We start from the raw sequence: 17082 nt of genomic DNA on the forward strand, positions 1-17082 counted from the left end.
GGAGTACGCGGAGAGCTACACATCCCGCTGACCTCCCGCTGACCCTGGGGGCGCCCGTCGGTACGGGCGCCCCCAGACGCGTACGACTGGAACGGCGTGATGCCCTTCAGCCCCTCGTACGCCCCTCGTACGCCACCCCCGTCAACCGCTCCGACTCCTCCCAAAGCCGTTCCGCGGCCCTGTCGTTGAGCGTCCAGGGGGCGCGCCACGACTTCCTGGGCGAGCCGCGCCAGCCCAGGAGGGCCGGGCCCGTGAAGGAGTCGGGGCGGACATCGGGGGCGGTGGCCGCGTACAGCGTGGGGAGGGCGCCGGAGTCCGCGGACTGGGCGAAGTAACGGTTGCCGATGCGCATGAAGCGTTCGGCGGCCTTGCGGCCCTCCTGCTTCGGGCTCGCCGTCTGGAGGCTGGTGGCGGCGTAGCCGGGGTGCGCGGCCGCCGCCACGACATCGGAGCCGATGGCGGCGAGCCGGCGCGCCAGTTCGTGGGTGAAGAGGAGGTTGGCCGTCTTGGAGCGGGCGTACGCGGACCAACGTCCGTACCGGCGCTCGCTGTTGAGGTCCGTGATGTCGATGTTGGACACCGCGTGCATCGTGCTGGAGACGGTCACCACGCGCGCCCCGGGAGTGCCGAGTACCACTGGCCGCAGCAGCCCGGTGAGCGCGAAGTGACCCAGGTGGTTGACCCCGAACTGCGTCTCGAAACCGTCCGCCGTGCGCCCGTACGGCAGCGCCATCACACCCGCGTTGTTGATCAGCAGGTCCAGCCGGTCGTGCTTTTGCTCGTACGTGGTCGCGAACTCCCGTACCGAAGCCAGATCTCCCAGATCGAGCCGTACGAACTCCGGCTCCGCGCCGGGCACCTCGATCGCCAGCCGGTCGGCGGCCTCCGCACCACGCACCTCATTCCGGCAGGCGAGCACGACGCGCGCACCACGCCGGGCGAGTTCGCGTGCGGTGACGTAGCCGATCCCGCTGTTCGCCCCGGTGACGACAGCCGTACGGCCCCTCTGGTCCGGTATGTCGGTCGCACTCCAGCCGGCCATGGCTCTGGCTCCCTCCGCGTACGGGTGGGTCCCAGCGTACGAGCACCGTCGAGAGAGGGCGGCACCGTCGACCTGACGACACCCGTTCTTCACGTACGAGGTGACGGGGCCGTTCCGCTCGCAGCCGTCGGCTCGGTCGGCGTGCCGTTGTGCGGACGGCGGGCCAGCAGCACACTGGCGACGATCACCCACAGTCCCGACAGCATGAAGGTCACGAATCCGACCCAGGGGACGAAGGTCAGGACGCCGAGGGCGAAGCCGGTCCAGCCCAGCCATCGGGGCAGGCCGGTTACGGAGACGCGGGCCGCGGCCAGTCCCGCGGCCAGCAGCATCAAGGCCATCCCGCCGACGAAGGGGATGAAGAAGTCCTCGGTGATGGCGTTGAGCGTCTGCATCGTGTCGTCGGACGCCGCCGACTCGTCCGCGAGGTCCATCAGGGCCAGGGCGAAGCCCGCGGCCACCCAGAAGCCCGCGGCGATCAGTACGCCGCCCGCCAGAACCACCCGGTGCGTCCAGTCGTCGCGGGGCGCGGCGTCCCGTACGGCACGTGCCAGGTGGGCGGCGAAGAAGACGAAGAACGCCCCGGCGAGCACCAGCAGATACAGACTCACTGCCGTCTGTGCCTCGTGGTCCTCGTAGTACGTCCTGACCTCTCTGCCGGACGAGTCGACATCCGGCGTGTCGCCGATCAGGAGGAAGGAGACGACGGTCAGCGCCACGGCCAGCAGGCCGCTCAGCGGTGCGACACGCATGGGAGAACCTCCTACCCCCCTGCGGGACCTGCGCCTTCTCCCACGCTCCCAGGGATCGTTCCGCCCCGCCATCCGAGGGTCGGGCGCGGACAGAACCCCCACCCAGGAGCGGAGAGCTACCGTCCGGTCACGTCACGTTTGCATCACAGGCCATCCATATCCCCTCCACATCACCAGCCCTCCCTTTACGTTCATCGCCTCATAACCGACCGAACGCATCTTCAGTACGCATGCCTTCGGATATCACCACAAAAGTGGAAGGGCTCATTCCGTGAACGTGCTCCGCAGATCTGCCGCCTTAGCGATCACCGTCCTCGCGCTGACCGCCATGCCGTACACCGCCGAGGCCCATGGCAGTCACCCGTTCAAGAACTGCACCGAGGCGTACGCGAACGGGGTGTCCAACATCCCCAAGGGCGACGAGCACTACGGCAAGCACCTCGACCGCGACGGGGACGGCGTCGGCTGCGACAAGCCGCCCGCCGGCTTCGTCCCTGCCGACGACGAGGAAGAGAACACCGGCGGTGAGGACGAGAGCGCCGGAGGCAGCCAGCCCGAGCCCACCGAGGACACCGGGTCCGAAGCCCCGGAAGCCGCGGGGCAGCAGGACACCGACCTGGCCGCGACCGGCGGCAGCAGCTCCACCCCGTACGTCGCGGGCGGCGGCGCGGCCGTCCTGCTCGCCGGGGGCGGCTTGGTGATCGCGGCACGCAGGCGTCGTACCACCCGCTGACCCAGCAGGCACACGCCTGGCCGACCCAGGCCGGCGCGCACGCCGAAGGGGCGGCGCCTCCGCACAGGCGCCGCCCCTTCTCTTTCGCGCACCGGAGCCGCCATCGCGTCGGTGAGGGTCGGGGTGACCGACGACGGCTCCGGAGTCGGGGGGTCAGCGGTGGTCGCTGCCCTTCGACGTGGAGGCCGCTCGGCCGGCCTCCAGCCTGGCCACCGGGATCCGGAACGGCGAGCAGGACACGTAGTCCAGACCCACCTCGTGGAAGAAGTGGACCGACTCCGGGTCGCCGCCGTGCTCACCGCAGACGCCGAGTTTCAGGTCGGGCCGGGTCGCGCGGCCGGCCTCCACCGCGGACTTCACCAGGGAGCCGACGCCGTCCCTGTCGATCGTCTCGAACGGGGAGACGCCGAAGATGCCCTTCTCCAGGTACGCGGTGAAGAACGACGCTTCGACGTCATCGCGCGAGAAGCCCCACACCGTCTGCGTCAGATCGTTCGTGCCGAAGGAGAAGAACTCGGCGGCCTCGGCGATCTGACCCGCCGTCAGCGCGGCCCGCGGCAGCTCGATCATCGTGCCGATCGACAGCTTCAGTTCCGTGGCCGTCGCCGCCTCGACCTCGGCGACGACCTGGTCGGCCTCCTCGCGGACGATCTCCAGCTCCTGGACCGTGCCGACCAGCGGGATCATGATCTCGGCCCGCGGGTCGCCCTTCGCCGACTTCCGCTCCGCCGCGGCCTCGGCGATCGCCCGTACCTGCATGGTGAACAGGCCGGGGATGACCAGGCCGAGGCGTACGCCGCGCAGCCCCAGCATCGGGTTCTGCTCGTGCAGGCGGTGCACCGCCTGGAGGAGGCGGAGCAGGTTCTCGTGCGGCTCCTGGCGGGACTCCGCCAGGGCGACCCGGACCGAGAGCTCGGTGATGTCGGGCAGGAACTCGTGCAGCGGCGGGTCGAGGAGGCGGACCGTCACCGGCAGACCGTCCATCGCCGAGAACAGCTCCACGAAGTCCTGCTTCTGGAGCGGCAGCAGTTCCTTCAGCGACTCCTCGCGCTCGGCCTCCGTATCGGCCAGGATGAGGCGCTCGACCAGCTCACGACGGTCACCGAGGAACATGTGCTCCGTGCGGCACAGGCCGATGCCCTGCGCGCCGAAACGACGGGCGCGCAGCGCGTCCTCGGCGTTGTCCGCGTTGGCGCGCACCCGCAGGCGGCGCTTGCGGTCGGCGAACGCCATGATCCGGTGTACGGCCTCGACCAGTTCGTCGGCGTCCTGGGCGCCCGCGTGCATCCGGCCCTCGAAGTACTCCACGACCGGCGACGGGACCACGGGCACCTCACCGAGGTACACCTTGCCGCTCGACCCGTCGATGGAGATGAGGTCGCCCTCCTCCACCACATGCCCGCCCGGCACCGTCATCCGGCGCCGCTTGGTGTCGACCTCGAGCTCCTCGGCACCGCACACACAGGTCTTGCCCATGCCGCGTGCCACCACGGCGGCGTGCGAGGTCTTGCCGCCGCGCGAGGTCAGGATGCCCTCTGCCGCGATCATGCCGTCCAGGTCGTCCGGGTTCGTCTCGCGGCGGACCAGGATCACCTTCTCGCCCGAACGCGACCACTTCACCGCCGTGTACGAGTCGAAGACCGCCTTGCCGACCGCCGCACCCGGCGACGCCGCGATACCCCGGCCGACCGTCTGGACCTTCGTGTCCTCGTCGAAGCGCGGGAACATCAGCTGCGCGAGCTGGGCGCCCGTGACGCGCTGAAGCGCCTCGGCCTCGTCGATCAGCCCCTGGTCCACCAGCTGGGTCGCGATACGGAACGCCGCGCCCGCCGTCCGCTTGCCGACGCGCGTCTGGAGCATCCACAACTGCCCGCGCTCGATGGTGAATTCGATGTCGCAGAGATCCTTGTAGTGGTTCTCCAGGGTCTCCATGATCTGCATCAGCTGGTCGTACGACTTCTTGTCGATCGACTCCAGCTCGGCGAGGGGGACCGTGTTGCGGATGCCGGCCACCACGTCCTCGCCCTGCGCGTTCTGCAGGTAGTCGCCGTAGACGCCCTGGTGGCCGCTGGCCGGGTCGCGGGTGAAGGCGACGCCCGTGCCCGAGTCCGGGCCCAGGTTGCCGAACACCATCGAGCACACGTTGACGGCCGTGCCGAGGTCGTGCGGAATGCGCTCCTGACGGCGGTAGAGCTTCGCGCGGTCGGTGTTCCAGGAGTCGAAGACCGCGTGGATGGCGAGGTCCATCTGCTCGCGCGGGTCCTGCGGGAAGTCGCGTCCGGCCTCGGTCTTGACGATCTTCTTGAACTTGGTGACGAGCTTCTTCAGGTCGGCCGCTTCCAGCTCGGTGTCGACGGCGACCTTCTTGGCCGTCTTCGCCGCCTCCAGCGCGTCCTCGAAGAGGTCGCCTTCGACGCCGAGGACGGTCTTGCCGAACATCTGGATGAGACGGCGGTACGAGTCCCATGCGAAGCGCTCGTCACCGGCCTGCTGGGCCAGGCCCTGCACCGACTTGTCGGAGAGCCCGATGTTCAGGACGGTGTCCATCATGCCCGGCATGGAGAACTTTGCCCCTGAACGGACCGATACGAGCAGGGGGTTATCGGCCTGCCCGAGCTTCTTGCCCATCGTCTCTTCGAGGGCGTCGAGGTGTGCACTCACCTCGTCACGCAGTGCCGCGGGCTCCTCGCCACTTTCGAGGTACGTCTTGCAGGCCTCGGTGGTGATCGTGAAGCCCGGTGGGACGGGAAGGCCCAGGTTGGTCATCTCGGCGAGGTTCGCGCCTTTGCCGCCGAGGAGGTCCTTGAGGTCCTTGTTGCCCTCGGTGAAGTCGTAAACGAACTTCACGCCCTCAGCGCCGCTACCAGTTACGTGGGGATCTTTGTTTTCCGACACGGATCTCGACTCCTCGAGGACGCGTTGGCTGCCCTGACGGCGAGGAACATACCCAGATCGAAGGTACCTCGGTACGTCCACTTGCGCGTCATACGGCCGTAACCACCCGTCCGCCAGCAGATCGAATGTCAAGGACTGGCAATGAGTGGCGAGCTCGTGTTTTCACTTCCCGAACGAGTCAACGCCCGTAGACCCGCTGACGCGCTCGTCTGAGCGGGTCTCCATACGTATGAGTTCGAGCTCTGAACGATCAAGGGGTGGCACTGAGTGCCACCCCTTGGAGAAGTGCAATCGCCCAAGATCCGCTCATCTGAGCGCAACCCTTATCAAGGGTGGCAAGAATCACGCCGTTTGGAGCGGCCAGATTTCATCATGCGGACGCGTACGCGGGCCGTTACACGGACGTCACACACAGATCCGCGCCGACTTCATACGCCGGTCCGCACGGGTGTCACACGCCCATCGCCCGCAGCCGCTCCTCGGCCCGCTCGGGTGCGTACAGGTGCTCCACGACCAGGGCTCCCGCTCCCACCAGGGCCGCCTGCTCGCCGAGCCGTGAGGTGACCACGTCCAGATGGGCGGTGGAGCGGGGCAGGGCGCGCTGGTAGAGCAGTTCGCGTACGCCCGTGAGGAACGGAGTTCCGGCCAGATCTCCGGCGATCATCAGCACCCCGGGGTTGAGCAGCGTCACCACGGTCGCCAGCACGTCCCCGACCAGCCGCCCGGCATCCCGCGCGAGCGCCGCCGCCCCGGGGTGCCCGGCGGTCAGCAGATCCCGCACATCCGAGCCGGAGGCCGCCGGCACCCCGGTCTCCGCGAGCCGCCGCGCCACGGCGCCGCCACTGGCGACGGCGGCGAGACAGCCGTACGAGCCGCACTTGCACAGCGCGTCGGCGCCCTCCGGGACCCGTATGTGCCCGATGTCCCCGGCGCCCCCGTCGATGCCCCGGTAGATCGTGCCGCCCACCACGACGCCTGCGCCGATTCCGGTGGAGACCTTGACCAGGACGAAGGCCGAGCAGTCGGGGTGGCCGGTGCGCTGTTCGCCGTACGCCATGAGGTTGGCGTCGTTGTCCACAAGCACGGAGACCGGCAGGGGGGCGCCCGTGTGCTCGGCGAAGGCGCGGGTGAGGCGGCCTCTTATGTCGTAGCCGTCCCAGCCGGGCATGATCGGCGGCTGGACGACGCGGCCGGTGTCGCTGTCGACGGGCCCCGGCACGGCGAGCCCGATCCCGCACACCTCATGGGCCCGGTGTCCTGCCTTCTCCAGCAGCTCGCCGAACCAGCGGCCCAGCTCGCCGAGCACGACGTCGGGGCCGTCCTCGATGAGCAGCGAGCCCGTGTGCTCGGCCAGCATCTCGCCGGTGAGCGAGAGGACCGCGGCGCGGGCGTGCCGGGTGTCGAGGTCGGCGGCGAGGACCACGGCATGTGAGTCGTCGAACTCCAGCCGGACCGAGGGGCGGCCGCCGAGCGGCGAGTCCACCGGGCCCGCGGCGCCCTCACGCAGCCAGCCCGCACGGAAGAGCCGGTCGAGGCGCTGCCCGACCGTGGCCCGGGACAGGCCCGTGACCTGCTGCAACGCGCCGCGCGTGGTGGCGCGCCCGCTGCGCACCAGCTCCAGCAGCTCGCCGGCGCTCGCCTGGCTTCCGGTCCTCCCGGCCCGTCCTGCCATTCCGGTCCTCCCGGCGTTCCCGGTCATGCACACCCTCTTGCGTTCCTCAACTCTGCATTACATATTGAGTTTTGCGTGTTAAATAGACGTAACCCTACGGTAGCTACTGCCGAACTGGCCGGACATACGTCTTCGTGGAGACCCGAGTGGACCGCTCATCCCAGCTCACCGCCCGCCGCACCGGACACCCGGACCCCGTCCGCACCCCAGTCTCACCACCGCTTTCCGGCCAGGGTGAGATCGGCCATTCCGGGGCGGCCGTATACGATCCGGGCCGGGCCGCGCGGTCGCTGCATCTCAGGGCCGCCCGGGTGCTGCACGACAACTGGACGGGGACGTCCACGGTGCCCTCGCGCGGCCTGTACCCCCACCAGTGGTCCTGGGACTCGGCGTTCATCGCGATCGGACTGCGCCATCTGTCGCCGCTGCGGGCACAGGTGGAACTCGAGACGCTACTGGACGCGCAGTGGGGCGACGGCCGGATTCCGCACATCGTCTTCAACCCCTCCGTCCCGCTCGACGCGTACTTCCCGAGCCCCGACTTCTGGCGCTCCTCGACCGCGGGGCGCGCCGCGGGCGCCCCGCGCACCGTACAGACGTCGGGCATCGTGCAACCACCGGTGCACGCACTCGCCGCGTGGCTGGTGCACGTCTCCGATCCCGGCCTGTCACGGGCCCGCGGCTTCCTGTCCCGCGTCTACCCGCGCCTGGCGGCCTGGCACCGCTATCTGCTGCACCGCCGGGACCTGGGCGGCGGGGGCCTCGCCTCCGTGGTCCACCCGTGGGAACAGGGTATGGACAACGCCCCGTCCTGGGACGCCCCCCTCAGCCGCGTCACGCCCGCCGCGTCCCGCACCTTCCGCCGCGCCGACCTCGACCACGGGGCCGCCTCGGACCGGCCGACGGATCTGGACTACGGGCGGTATGTGCGCCTGGCGACGGACTACCGGGACGGCGGCTACGCCGATGGGTTGGGCGAGTTCGCCGTCGAGGACCCGGCGTTCAACGCGCTCCTGATCGCCTCCGAGTACGCGCTGGCCCGGATCGCCCGCGAGCTGGGCGCCACGGGCACGGCCCGGTACGCGCGGGCGGAGCGGCTGACGGCGGCGCTGGTGGAGCGGCTGTGGGATCCGGCGGAGGGGATGTTCTTCTGCCGGGACGTACGCACCGGGGACCTCATCCCCGAGCGCGGTGTCTCCGGACTCGTTCCGCTGCTCCTGCCCGCGCTCCCCCGCGACATCGCCGACAGCCTCGTACGCACCCTGCGCGGTCCGCACTTCGGACTCGGCGGCGCCACCCGGCTCGTACCGAGTTACGACCTGACCGGCGAGGCCTTCGATCCGCACCGGTACTGGCGGGGCCCGGCCTGGTTCAACACCAACTGGATGCTGGAGCGCGGCCTGAGGCTGCACGGGGAGCAGGCCCTCGCGGAGGGACTGCGGGCCGCGCTCCTCGACACGGCGGGCGAGTCCGGGTTCGCGGAGTACGTGACCCCGTACACCGGCGAGGCCTGCGGAGCACTCGGCTTCAGCTGGACCGCCGCGCTGACACTCGACCTGCTGCACGACCACGACCACCAGCACGAGCCGGGCCCTTCACTGAGCGCGGCGCAGCACGTAAACGATCACGTAGGCGAAGAGATCGGCAAGGGTGCCAAGGGAGGGGACCAGGTATGACGGACCGGCAGCATCTGCTCGTGCACGGTGGGACGTTCGCGGCCGTGGGCGACGGCGGGGACATCAGCGGAGTGCGCGGCAGCGGCTCCCCCGACGGGCTGTTCGTGCGCGACGCCCGGCATCTGAGCCGCTGGCAGCTGACCGTAGACGGCGCCGTGCCCGAGGCACTGTCGCCGGTCGCGGACGGCGACTCGGCGCGCTGCGTTCTCGTACCGCGCGGTGGCCGCCAGGAGCCGCCCGCGTACACCCTCTTCCGTGAACAGGCCGTCGCCGACGGCGCGTTCGTCGAGGCACTGCGCGTCACCAGCAACCGTCCGGTGCCCACCGCGGTCCGCATCGCGGTCACCGTGGACGCCGACTTCTCGGACCAGTTCGAGCTGCGCTCCGACCACCGTACGTACGCCAAGATCGGCGCCGTCCGCTCCCGCGAAATCCTGGACGACGGCGTGGAGTTCAGCTACCGGCGCGGCGAGTGGCGGTCCTGTACGAAGGTCACCGCCGAGCCCGCCCCCGACGGCGTCGAGGAGACGGGTACGGGCGCCCGCCGCCTGGTCTGGTCCCTCGATCTCGAACCGCACGGTTCGGCGGAGCTGGCCCTCCGGGTCGCGGCCCGTCCGCACGGCACGCCGCCCCCGGAGGTGCCCGCCTCCCCGTCCGCCGTGAACGATCAAGTCCTCGCGCTGGAAGGCGAGTTCGCGGAAGGCGTGCCCTTCCCCACGGGCTGGCCGGAGCTGGCCGCGGCCTGCGCGCGGGGCCTCGCCGACCTGGCCGTGCTCCAGGTCCCGGCGACGGGCCCCGACGGAGAGGGACTTCGTGTCCCGGCGGCCGGAGTTCCCTGGTTCCTGACCCTCCTGGGCCGCGACGCGCTCCTCACCTCCCTCTTCGCCCTCCCCTACCGGCCCCAGCTCGCCGCCGCCACCCTGCCGGCGCTCGCCGCGACCCAGGCGACCGCGGTCGGCACCGGTGCGGTGGCCCAGCCGGGCAAGATCGTGCACGAGGTGCGGCACGGGGAGCTGGCGCACTTCGGGCAGGTGCCGTACGGGCGGTACTACGGCTCGGTCGACGCGACGCCGTTGTTCCTGGTGCTGTTGGGCGCGTACGTCGAGCAGACCGGTGATGTGGCGCTGGCCCGCCGTCTGGAGCCGCACGCCCGCGCGGCGATCGGCTGGATGCTGGACCACGGCGGGCTCACCTCGCGCGGGTACCTCGTCTACCGCGCCGACGAGGGCGGGCTCGCCAACCAGAACTGGAAGGACTCCCCCGGCGCCATCTGCTCGGCCGACGGCAGCCGTGCCACCGGGCCTGTGATGGCCGCGGGTGCGCAGGGGTACGCGTACGACGCCCTGCGCCGTACCGCGCACCTGTCGCGCACGGTGTGGGAGGACGAGGTGTACGCGGCGCTCCTTGAGCAGGCCGCGGGCGACCTTCGCGATCGCTTCCAGCGGGACTTCTGGATGCCGGAGCGCTCCTTCCCGGCGCTGGCGCTGGACGGCGAGGGCAACCAGGTGGACGCGCTCGCCTCCGACGCCGGGCATCTGCTCTGGTCGGGGCTGCTGGACAAGGAGTACGGGGAGTTGGTGGGGCGGCGGCTGCTGGAGCCGGACTTCTTCTCGGGGTGGGGGGTTCGGACGGTGGCCTCCGGGCAGCCCGCGTATCACCCGTTGTCGTATCACCGGGGGTCGGTCTGGCCGCATGACAACGCGCTGATCACCTTGGGGTTGTCGCGGTACGGGCTGCATGACGAGGCCCGGACGGTCGCCCATGCGCTGGTCGACGCGGCGACGGCTGCCGGGCATCGGCTTCCGGAGGTCGTCGCGGGGTACGCGCGCGATGCCCATCGGGGGGAGCCGGTGCCGTATCCGCACGCGTGCGTACGGGAGTCTCGGTCAGCTGCGGCTCCTTTGGCCTTGCTAACGGCTGTCGGGGGCGCCTAGGAGCTCGGGGCTGCGGGTCGATTGGCGGCTGCGGGTCGGTTGTGGCTGGTCGCGCAGTTCCCCGCGCCCCTAAAGCAGGGGCTGCGCCCCTTTAGGGGCGCGGGACTGTGTCAATTTGCGGCTCCGCCGCGTGGGCGCGACCAGCCACGCCCCGAGTCAAGGGCGGCCCAGGGCCCGGTATTCCCAGCCGGCCGCGCGCCACTGGGCCGGGTTCAGGGCATGGCGGCCGTCGACTATGCGGCGGTGGGACACCACGGCGGCCATGGCGTTCGGGTCCATCTCACGGAACTGGGTCCACTCGGTGAGCAGGACCACCACGTCCGCTCCGACGGCGGCCGTGAGGGCGTCGGAGCCGTAGGTCAGTTCCGGGAAGGCGCGGCGGGCGTTCTCCGTGGCCGCCGGGTCGACGACCGTGACGTGGGCGCCCGCTTGGTGCAGGGTCCGGGCCACGTCCAGGGCGGGGGCGTCGCGGATGTCGTCCGAGTTGGGTTTGAACGCGGCGCCGAGCGCGGTGACGCGGGCGCCGGCGAGGTCGCCGCCGACGAGTTCGCGGACCAGGTCGACGGTGCGGGCCCGGCGGCGCTTGTTGATGGCGTCCACCTCGCGCAGGAAGGCGACGGCCTGGCCGACGCCCAGTTCCTCGGCGCGGTGGCTGAAGGCGCGGATGTCCTTGGGCAGGCAGCCTCCGCCGAAGCCCAGGCCCGGCTTGAGGAAGCGTCCGCCGATCCGGTCGTCGTAGGAGAGTGCCTCGGCGAGGCCCGTCACATCGGCGCCGGTGGCCTCGCAGACCTCGGCCATGGCGTTGATGTACGAGATCTTGGTGGCGAGGAAGGAGTTGGCGGCGACCTTGACCAGTTCGGCCGTGGTGAGGTCGGTGACGACCACCGGGGTGTCGCGGGCGATGACGGGGGCGAACGCTTCCCTCAGCCGTTCCTCGGCCCAAGCCGACTCCGTGCCGAAGACCAGCCGGTCGGGGCGCAGGGTGTCGTCGACGGCGTAGCCCTCGCGCAGGAACTCCGGATTCCAGGCCAGTTCGACGTCGGTTCCCGCGGGGGCGAGCCGCTGCACCAGTTCCGTCAGCCGGGCCGCGGTGCCCACCGGCACCGTGGACTTGCCGACCACCAGCGTGCGGCGACGCAAGTGCCCCGCGAGTTCGGTCACCGCGCTGTCGACGTAGCGCAGGTCCGCCGCGTCGGAGCCCTTCTGCTGCGGGGTGCCGACGCAGAGGAAATGGACATCGCCGAAGTCACCGGCATCCGCGAAGCTGGTCGTGAAGCGCAGCCGGCCGGAGTCCAGAGCCTTGGCCAGCAGTTCGGGCAGGCCGGGCTCGAAGAAGGGGACCCGGCCCGAGTTCAGCCACTCGACCTTGACCGGGTCGACGTCCACGCCCAGGACCTCGTAGCCGAGGACGGCCATGCAGATGGCGTGCGTGGCGCCGAGGTAGCCGGTGCCGATGACGGTGAGCCGGGGGACGGGGGCGCCGGAGACGTCGAGTACGGCGGCCGTGTCGGCGTCGGGTCTCAGGGCGCTGTCCGGCCCCGGGTCGGTGGCGAGGGTCATGGCGTGCTCCTTGTGAAAGGTGAGGGTGCTGCTCGCTTTGGGCATGGGTGGGCCGACACAGGGCTGTTCGGCAGGAGGCTGCGGTGGCTCTACGGCTCTGCGTGGAAGCGGTGTGTGCTGGTTCTGTTGTGGCGTTGCGCGGTGTGCTCAGGTGCGGGGACGGAGCACGGGATGGCGCGTGGAGACGGGCCGGCCCGGGAACGGCGTGCGGCCGGCCCGGTGTCGGCGCGGGCCGGTCAGGAACGGGCGCAGTCGACGTTGGCCAGGCCCTCGGCCGCCCCTTCCGCCTTGTTGTCGCAGGCGACCTTGTTGCCCTCGACGGGGGTGAGCTTGAAGCCGTAGCCGGGTCCGTTCACATCCGCGGTGTTGCCCTTGAATGTGTTGTCGGTGCCCCAGCCGTCGACGATCTCGTGGGTCTGGAAGCCGTCCTGGAGTGCGTTGCGGCCGGTGTTGCCCTGGATCAGCCAGCCGTTGCCCTTGACGTCGACCCAGGAGTCGTTGTGGGAGCCGCTGAGGAGTGAGCCGTCGAAGGTGTTGCCGATGACCTTGCCGTCGCTGGTGCCCTCCTTGATGTCGATGGACTCGGCGGTCGTGGCGCTGATGTCGTTGCCGCTGATCACGTTGCGGTTGCTCGCGTCGGGCTTGCAGTCCGAGACGGTGCACCAGTTGGACTCGGCGGTGCCGATGTAGACGCCCTCACCGAACTTGTCCTTGCGCTTGCCGGTGTGGCGGACGGTGTTGTTCAGCACGAGGTTGTCGGTGCTGAAGTTCCGCAGGTGGATGGCCTCGTCGCCGATCTGCTCGACGGTGAGGCCCTGGATGACCGAGCCCTGCACACGGTCGGCCATCACGCCCTTCTGACTGTTGTGGACGGTGAAGCCGACCAGGCGCCAGTAGGCGGCTCCGTCGAGGTGGAAGCCGTAGCCGCCGTCGGTGCCGCCGCCGTCGATCACCGCGCCGGGGCCGCCGCAGACGTAGACCGGCTGGTCCGCGGTGCCCGGGGTGGTGGCCTTGAACCGGCCCTCGTACGTGGCGTCGGCGAGCCGGATGCTGTCCCCGGGCCCCGCGTCGGCCAGGGCCTCCTCCAGCGAGGCGGCGTCGTTCACCGTGACGGTGGCCGCCGGGCAGCTGACCTCCTTGACGGACGCCGTGCCGCCGCCGGACGTCGCGCCCGGGGCGGACCGGGTGGTGGACGGCGCGGACGGTTCGGCGGTGTCCGTCGGTGCGTCGTCCGTCGAGGCAGTCGGCCCCCGGGTGGTCGAAGTGGGGCCGACCTCACCGGTGGCCCCGGCCGTGTCCGGGGTGGCCGAGTCCCCACCGGAGGTCAGGGCCACGATGAGGGCGATCATGGAGCAGATGAACGCGCCCGTCGCCAGCCACAGCACGCGGTTACCACTGGTCATGAGTCATCACCGGAACCCGGTTGTGTGGGTTGTGCGGGGTGTGTGGGTTATGCGGGTTGTGCCGGTTGTGTGCGGCCAGGTGGATCTCCGTGGGCGGAGGGGTCGCCAGAGTCTGCTTGTCGGCGTAGGGGTGGACGCGTCTGCGGCGGCCTCGTCCCTGGCTGCCGTGCTGTCGCCGCCCCATCACCGCCGCCAGGAGGATGAGCAACAGGATGAAGGCCCACAGCAGGGTCATCGGGCTGGCGTAGTGCCGGAACTTGGTCCAGAAGGAACTGGTGTCGTGCCAGGCGAAGGTCTGGTTCTTCTTGATGTCCGTCTCGCCGTTCGCACGGACGGTGTCCAGGGCGCTCGGCCCGACGCCGGCGATGACGTTGTACGAGATCGTCGAGCCGCCGACGCCGCCCACCATGGAGACGCCGTGGTTGGTGGCGTCCTGGATGGTGTTGCCGCGCACCTCGGCGACCGAGTCGCGGACGTAGACGCCGGTGTCGGCGTTCTCGACGATGTTGCCGGTGACCTGCGCCGCCGTCACGCCGTCGCGTACCGAGATGCCCTGCCGGATCTGGCCCTTCAGACGGTTCCCGGTGATGGCCACCTTCGCGGCGTCCTTGCGGGCGACGATGCCCATGTCACCACCGCGGACGGTGTTGTTCTGCACGCCGACGTCCACTCCGCCGAGGATCTCTATGCCGTAGCGGCCGTTGTCCTCGGCGGTGCTGTTGGAGACGGAGTTGTTGCCGTAGCTGCTGATGGACTCGCCGGACGCGGAGGGACCGCTCGCCAGGGGCCGGCCGCTGAGGCTGAACCCGTTGCCGCCGTTACTCCGCGCGGTGGATCCGGTGATCTTGACCTGCTGGGTGGCGCGGGCGAGGACGAAGCCGTTGCCGCCGTTGTCCTTGGAGGTGGTCCGTTCGACGTCGGCGTTGGTGACGTAGCGGTGCAGTACGAGGCCGTCCTGGAAGCTCTTCAGCACTTTGGTGTCGGTGATGCTGACCCCGGTGGCGCCGGAGACGAACAGTCCGTAGGTGTTGCCCGTGACCGTGGAGTGGTCGACCTCCGCCGACACATACGACATGTCGGGCACGGTGAACCTGCTGTCCGGCGTGGTCAGTTCGCCGGGCGGCTGGGCGAGCACACCGCCGCTGCTGGGCGTCTGCTCCGCCTCCTCCTCCGCCTTGTCCGCGGCCTTCTCCCGCTCGCGCTGGTTGAGATCGTCGCTGGTCGGGGTGTCCGGACCGTCGATGTTCCCGGTGTCGGGGCGGTCGGTTCCGGTGAGGCTGAGGCCTCCGGTGCGGCCGCTCCAGAAGCCGAGGTCGCCGACGGTGGCGTACTTCATGGAGAACTGGCCGCCGATGGCGCGGACGTAGGCCCTGCCGTCCCGTACGTCGGTGTCCGGTTTGTTGGTACGGGTGTCCCAGCTGCCGATCTTCATCTGCGCCTGTGCGGTGCCCTCCAGGGTCAGTCGGCCGCCGAAGGAGACGATGGAGACGAATCCCTTGTTGCTGCTGGCCATCCGTACCGTCAGACCGCCGGGGTTGGACAGTTTCAGCTTGGCGCCGGCGTTGAGGTAGAGGTTCTCGGTCAGCAGGTAGGAACCGTCGCGCTTGCGGACGAAGGTCTGCGGGGCCAGGGAGAGCAGGTCGGAGATGCCGTACGGCTTGGTGCGCGCGGTGAGGACCAGCGTGTAGCCGCTGCCGGTGTCCAGCCGGTACGGCTGCGACCACTTGGCGCCCTTGAGCGGGGCGACCGCGGCGACGGCGCGGACCTGGTCAAGGCGTTTGTCCTCGGCGGCGACCAGGGCCGCCTGGGCCTCGGACTCCTCGGGGGTGAACGCCTGTTCCTCGCCGTCGTCCGCGGCGCCGGCACGGGCACCGGCCAGGACACGCTCCGCGAGGACCGTCTTCGGCGCGGCGTGAGCGACGGATGCGGAGCCGAGGAGCGCCACGGCGACCAGGGGCAGGAAGGCGGCGGCTGTCGCCGTGCCGCGCAGCGTTCGGAAATGGAGTGTCACGGCTGGAACACCCCCTCACGGGTGCCGCCGGCGGGCGGCCGCCGGGGGCCGTTGCCCGAGAGGGACGCGGCGTTCTGGCCTTCGCCGCCGATGCTGCTGCTGGTGCGGGTCAGCCAACCCTGCTTGTTCATGGTGATGAAGGCCCACAGTTTGATCGGCAGGGAGATCATCACGACCACGAGGGCCAGCAGCGGCAGCACCAGCACATCCCGCGGATGTCTGCGCAAGTGCGAGTAGCCGCGGATACCGCGTCCCACGAAGAGCCAGATCAGGACCAGGACCACCCCGCGGCCGGTCAACTCCAGTCGGCTGAGCAGCAGATAGCCCAGCGCCATGCCCATGGTCACAGGCGTCAGCAGGATCTGCAGCACGGTGATCTTGGTGACCAGCGGGACCCGCCACAGCCAGCCCTTGTAGATCGCCGTCAGATAGCAGCGGTAGGAGTTGCGGCTCCAGCGCACCCGCTGCTTGACGAAGGCCCGGAACGAGGACGGGAACATGGACAGCGCCCGCGCGCTGCTCTGGTGCACGGTCTTGTACCCGGAGGCCAGTACCAGCCAGGTCAGCCGGCCGTCGTCGCCGGCGACGCAACGCCGGCCGAGGAAGAACTCGTTCTCCAGGTTCTCCAGAACGGGGTCTATCGCGGCCTTGCGGTAGGCGGCGGTGCGGCCGGAAAGACACGCGACGGCACCGGCGCGGCCCATGGCGGGCACGTAGTCGTAGTAGCGCAGGTTGACCAGCCAGTCGGCGATACGCCGCCAGACGCTGCTCCGGCGCATGAAGACGTTCTGCTGGGTGCCGACTCCGCCGACCTTGGGGTCGACGAAGGGCATCTGCACGGCGTCGAGCAGCCCCGGCTGCCAGCGGGTGTCCGAGTCGACCAGCACCACGAGTTCGCAGCGCGCGGCCCGGATCCCCACACCCAGTGCGGACCGCTTGCCCCGGTGCTCGAACGCGAGCACCCGCACCCGCCGGTCCAGCACCTCGGACAGCCTGCGGAGCACCTCGTGGTCCTGGATGTCGGGGACGATGATCACCTCGTCGGGCCCCTGGGCCAGCCAGGTCTCCAGACAGTCGAGCAGGATGTCCGGGTCTTCGCGGTAGGCGGGGACCACGACGGACACGGAGGTCCGGTAGTTGTTCACGACCGGCCTGGCGAAGCGGGAAAGGACGGCCCGGTAGAGCCAGAGCCCCCAGACGAATGCACCGGCGATGCCCAGCGGCATCACCTCACGCCACGACGTTTCCCCAACCGCCGCAACGATCCATGACCAAAAAACGTCGAAGTAGTCCGACATCAACAGGGCCCCCCAGGAACACGCCGGGATCGGTCAAGATCCCAAAAGTGCGGTCTGCGTGATATATGGCGGGGACTCTAGAGGCGCATCCATCAGTTCTTCACAG

General features: G+C 70.1%; 11 protein-coding genes. 3 read left to right on the forward strand and 8 right to left on the reverse strand.

Features of this window, described 5'->3' with window-relative positions; translation table 11 throughout:
- Positions 1-106: 106 nt before the first annotated feature.
- Positions 107-1042 (reverse strand): oxidoreductase, encoded by a 936-nt coding sequence (locus G5C60_RS33115; protein WP_165264713.1) that lies wholly within the window; start codon positions 1040-1042, stop codon positions 107-109.
- Positions 1043-1131: 89 nt separating this feature from the next.
- Positions 1132-1794: a hypothetical protein gene (locus G5C60_RS33120; RefSeq protein ID WP_165264714.1), complete on the reverse strand. Its 663-nt coding sequence runs from the start codon at positions 1792-1794 to the stop codon at positions 1132-1134.
- A gap of 328 nt (positions 1795-2122) precedes the next feature.
- On the opposite strand from G5C60_RS33120, the gene G5C60_RS33125 reads away from it, so the two are divergent.
- Positions 2123-2527 carry an LAETG motif-containing sortase-dependent surface protein gene (locus G5C60_RS33125; RefSeq protein WP_206440298.1) on the forward strand — a complete coding sequence of 135 codons (405 nt, stop codon included), beginning with the start codon at positions 2123-2125 and terminating at the stop codon, positions 2525-2527.
- Positions 2528-2680: 153 nt separating this feature from the next.
- On the opposite strand, the gene ppdK is transcribed toward G5C60_RS33125, so the two are convergent.
- Together ppdK and G5C60_RS33135 are read right to left on the reverse strand one after the other, a co-directional pair.
- Positions 2681-5422: a pyruvate, phosphate dikinase gene (gene ppdK / locus G5C60_RS33130; RefSeq protein ID WP_165264716.1), complete on the reverse strand. Its 2742-nt coding sequence runs from the start codon at positions 5420-5422 to the stop codon at positions 2681-2683.
- A gap of 451 nt (positions 5423-5873) precedes the next feature.
- Positions 5874-7094, reverse strand: coding sequence for an ROK family protein (locus G5C60_RS33135; RefSeq protein WP_165264717.1), 1221 nt, complete (start codon positions 7092-7094; stop codon positions 5874-5876).
- 146 nt (positions 7095-7240) lie between these two features.
- Between G5C60_RS33135 and G5C60_RS33140 the strand changes: the two genes are divergently transcribed.
- Both G5C60_RS33140 and G5C60_RS33145 read left to right on the forward strand, forming a co-directional pair.
- Entirely contained in the window at positions 7241-8770 is a 1530-nt protein-coding gene (locus G5C60_RS33140) for an MGH1-like glycoside hydrolase domain-containing protein (protein ID WP_420907432.1), read from the forward strand.
- Positions 8767-10704 (forward strand): amylo-alpha-1,6-glucosidase, encoded by a 1938-nt coding sequence (locus G5C60_RS33145; RefSeq protein WP_165264718.1) that lies wholly within the window; start codon positions 8767-8769, stop codon positions 10702-10704. The genes G5C60_RS33140 and G5C60_RS33145 overlap by 4 nt, the downstream gene beginning before the upstream one ends.
- A gap of 156 nt (positions 10705-10860) precedes the next feature.
- Here G5C60_RS33145 and G5C60_RS33150 read toward each other — a convergent pair whose 3' ends face one another.
- From G5C60_RS33150 to G5C60_RS33165, 4 genes are all read right to left on the reverse strand, one after another.
- The gene (locus tag G5C60_RS33150) at positions 10861-12120 is read right to left on the reverse strand and encodes a UDP-glucose dehydrogenase family protein (protein ID WP_241267265.1); all 1260 of its coding nucleotides are present in this window, start codon (positions 12118-12120) and stop codon (positions 10861-10863) included.
- A 380-nt stretch (positions 12121-12500) separates the two neighbouring features.
- Positions 12501-13667, reverse strand: a complete 1167-nt coding sequence (locus tag G5C60_RS33155) for a right-handed parallel beta-helix repeat-containing protein (RefSeq protein ID WP_165264720.1) — start codon at positions 13665-13667, stop codon at positions 12501-12503.
- The gene (locus G5C60_RS33160) at positions 13654-15678 is read right to left on the reverse strand and encodes a right-handed parallel beta-helix repeat-containing protein (protein ID WP_338146005.1); all 2025 of its coding nucleotides are present in this window, start codon (positions 15676-15678) and stop codon (positions 13654-13656) included. The genes G5C60_RS33155 and G5C60_RS33160 overlap by 14 nt, the downstream gene beginning before the upstream one ends.
- Complete coding sequence (locus G5C60_RS33165) at positions 15675-16904, reverse strand: glycosyltransferase family 2 protein (protein ID WP_241267263.1); 1230 nt, start codon at positions 16902-16904, stop codon at positions 15675-15677. The genes G5C60_RS33160 and G5C60_RS33165 overlap by 4 nt, the downstream gene beginning before the upstream one ends.
- Between the last annotated feature and the right edge of the window lie 178 nt (positions 16905-17082).

This window comes from Streptomyces scabichelini (genome assembly GCF_011045015.1).
Classification (GTDB): domain Bacteria; phylum Actinomycetota; class Actinomycetes; order Streptomycetales; family Streptomycetaceae; genus Streptomyces; species Streptomyces scabichelini.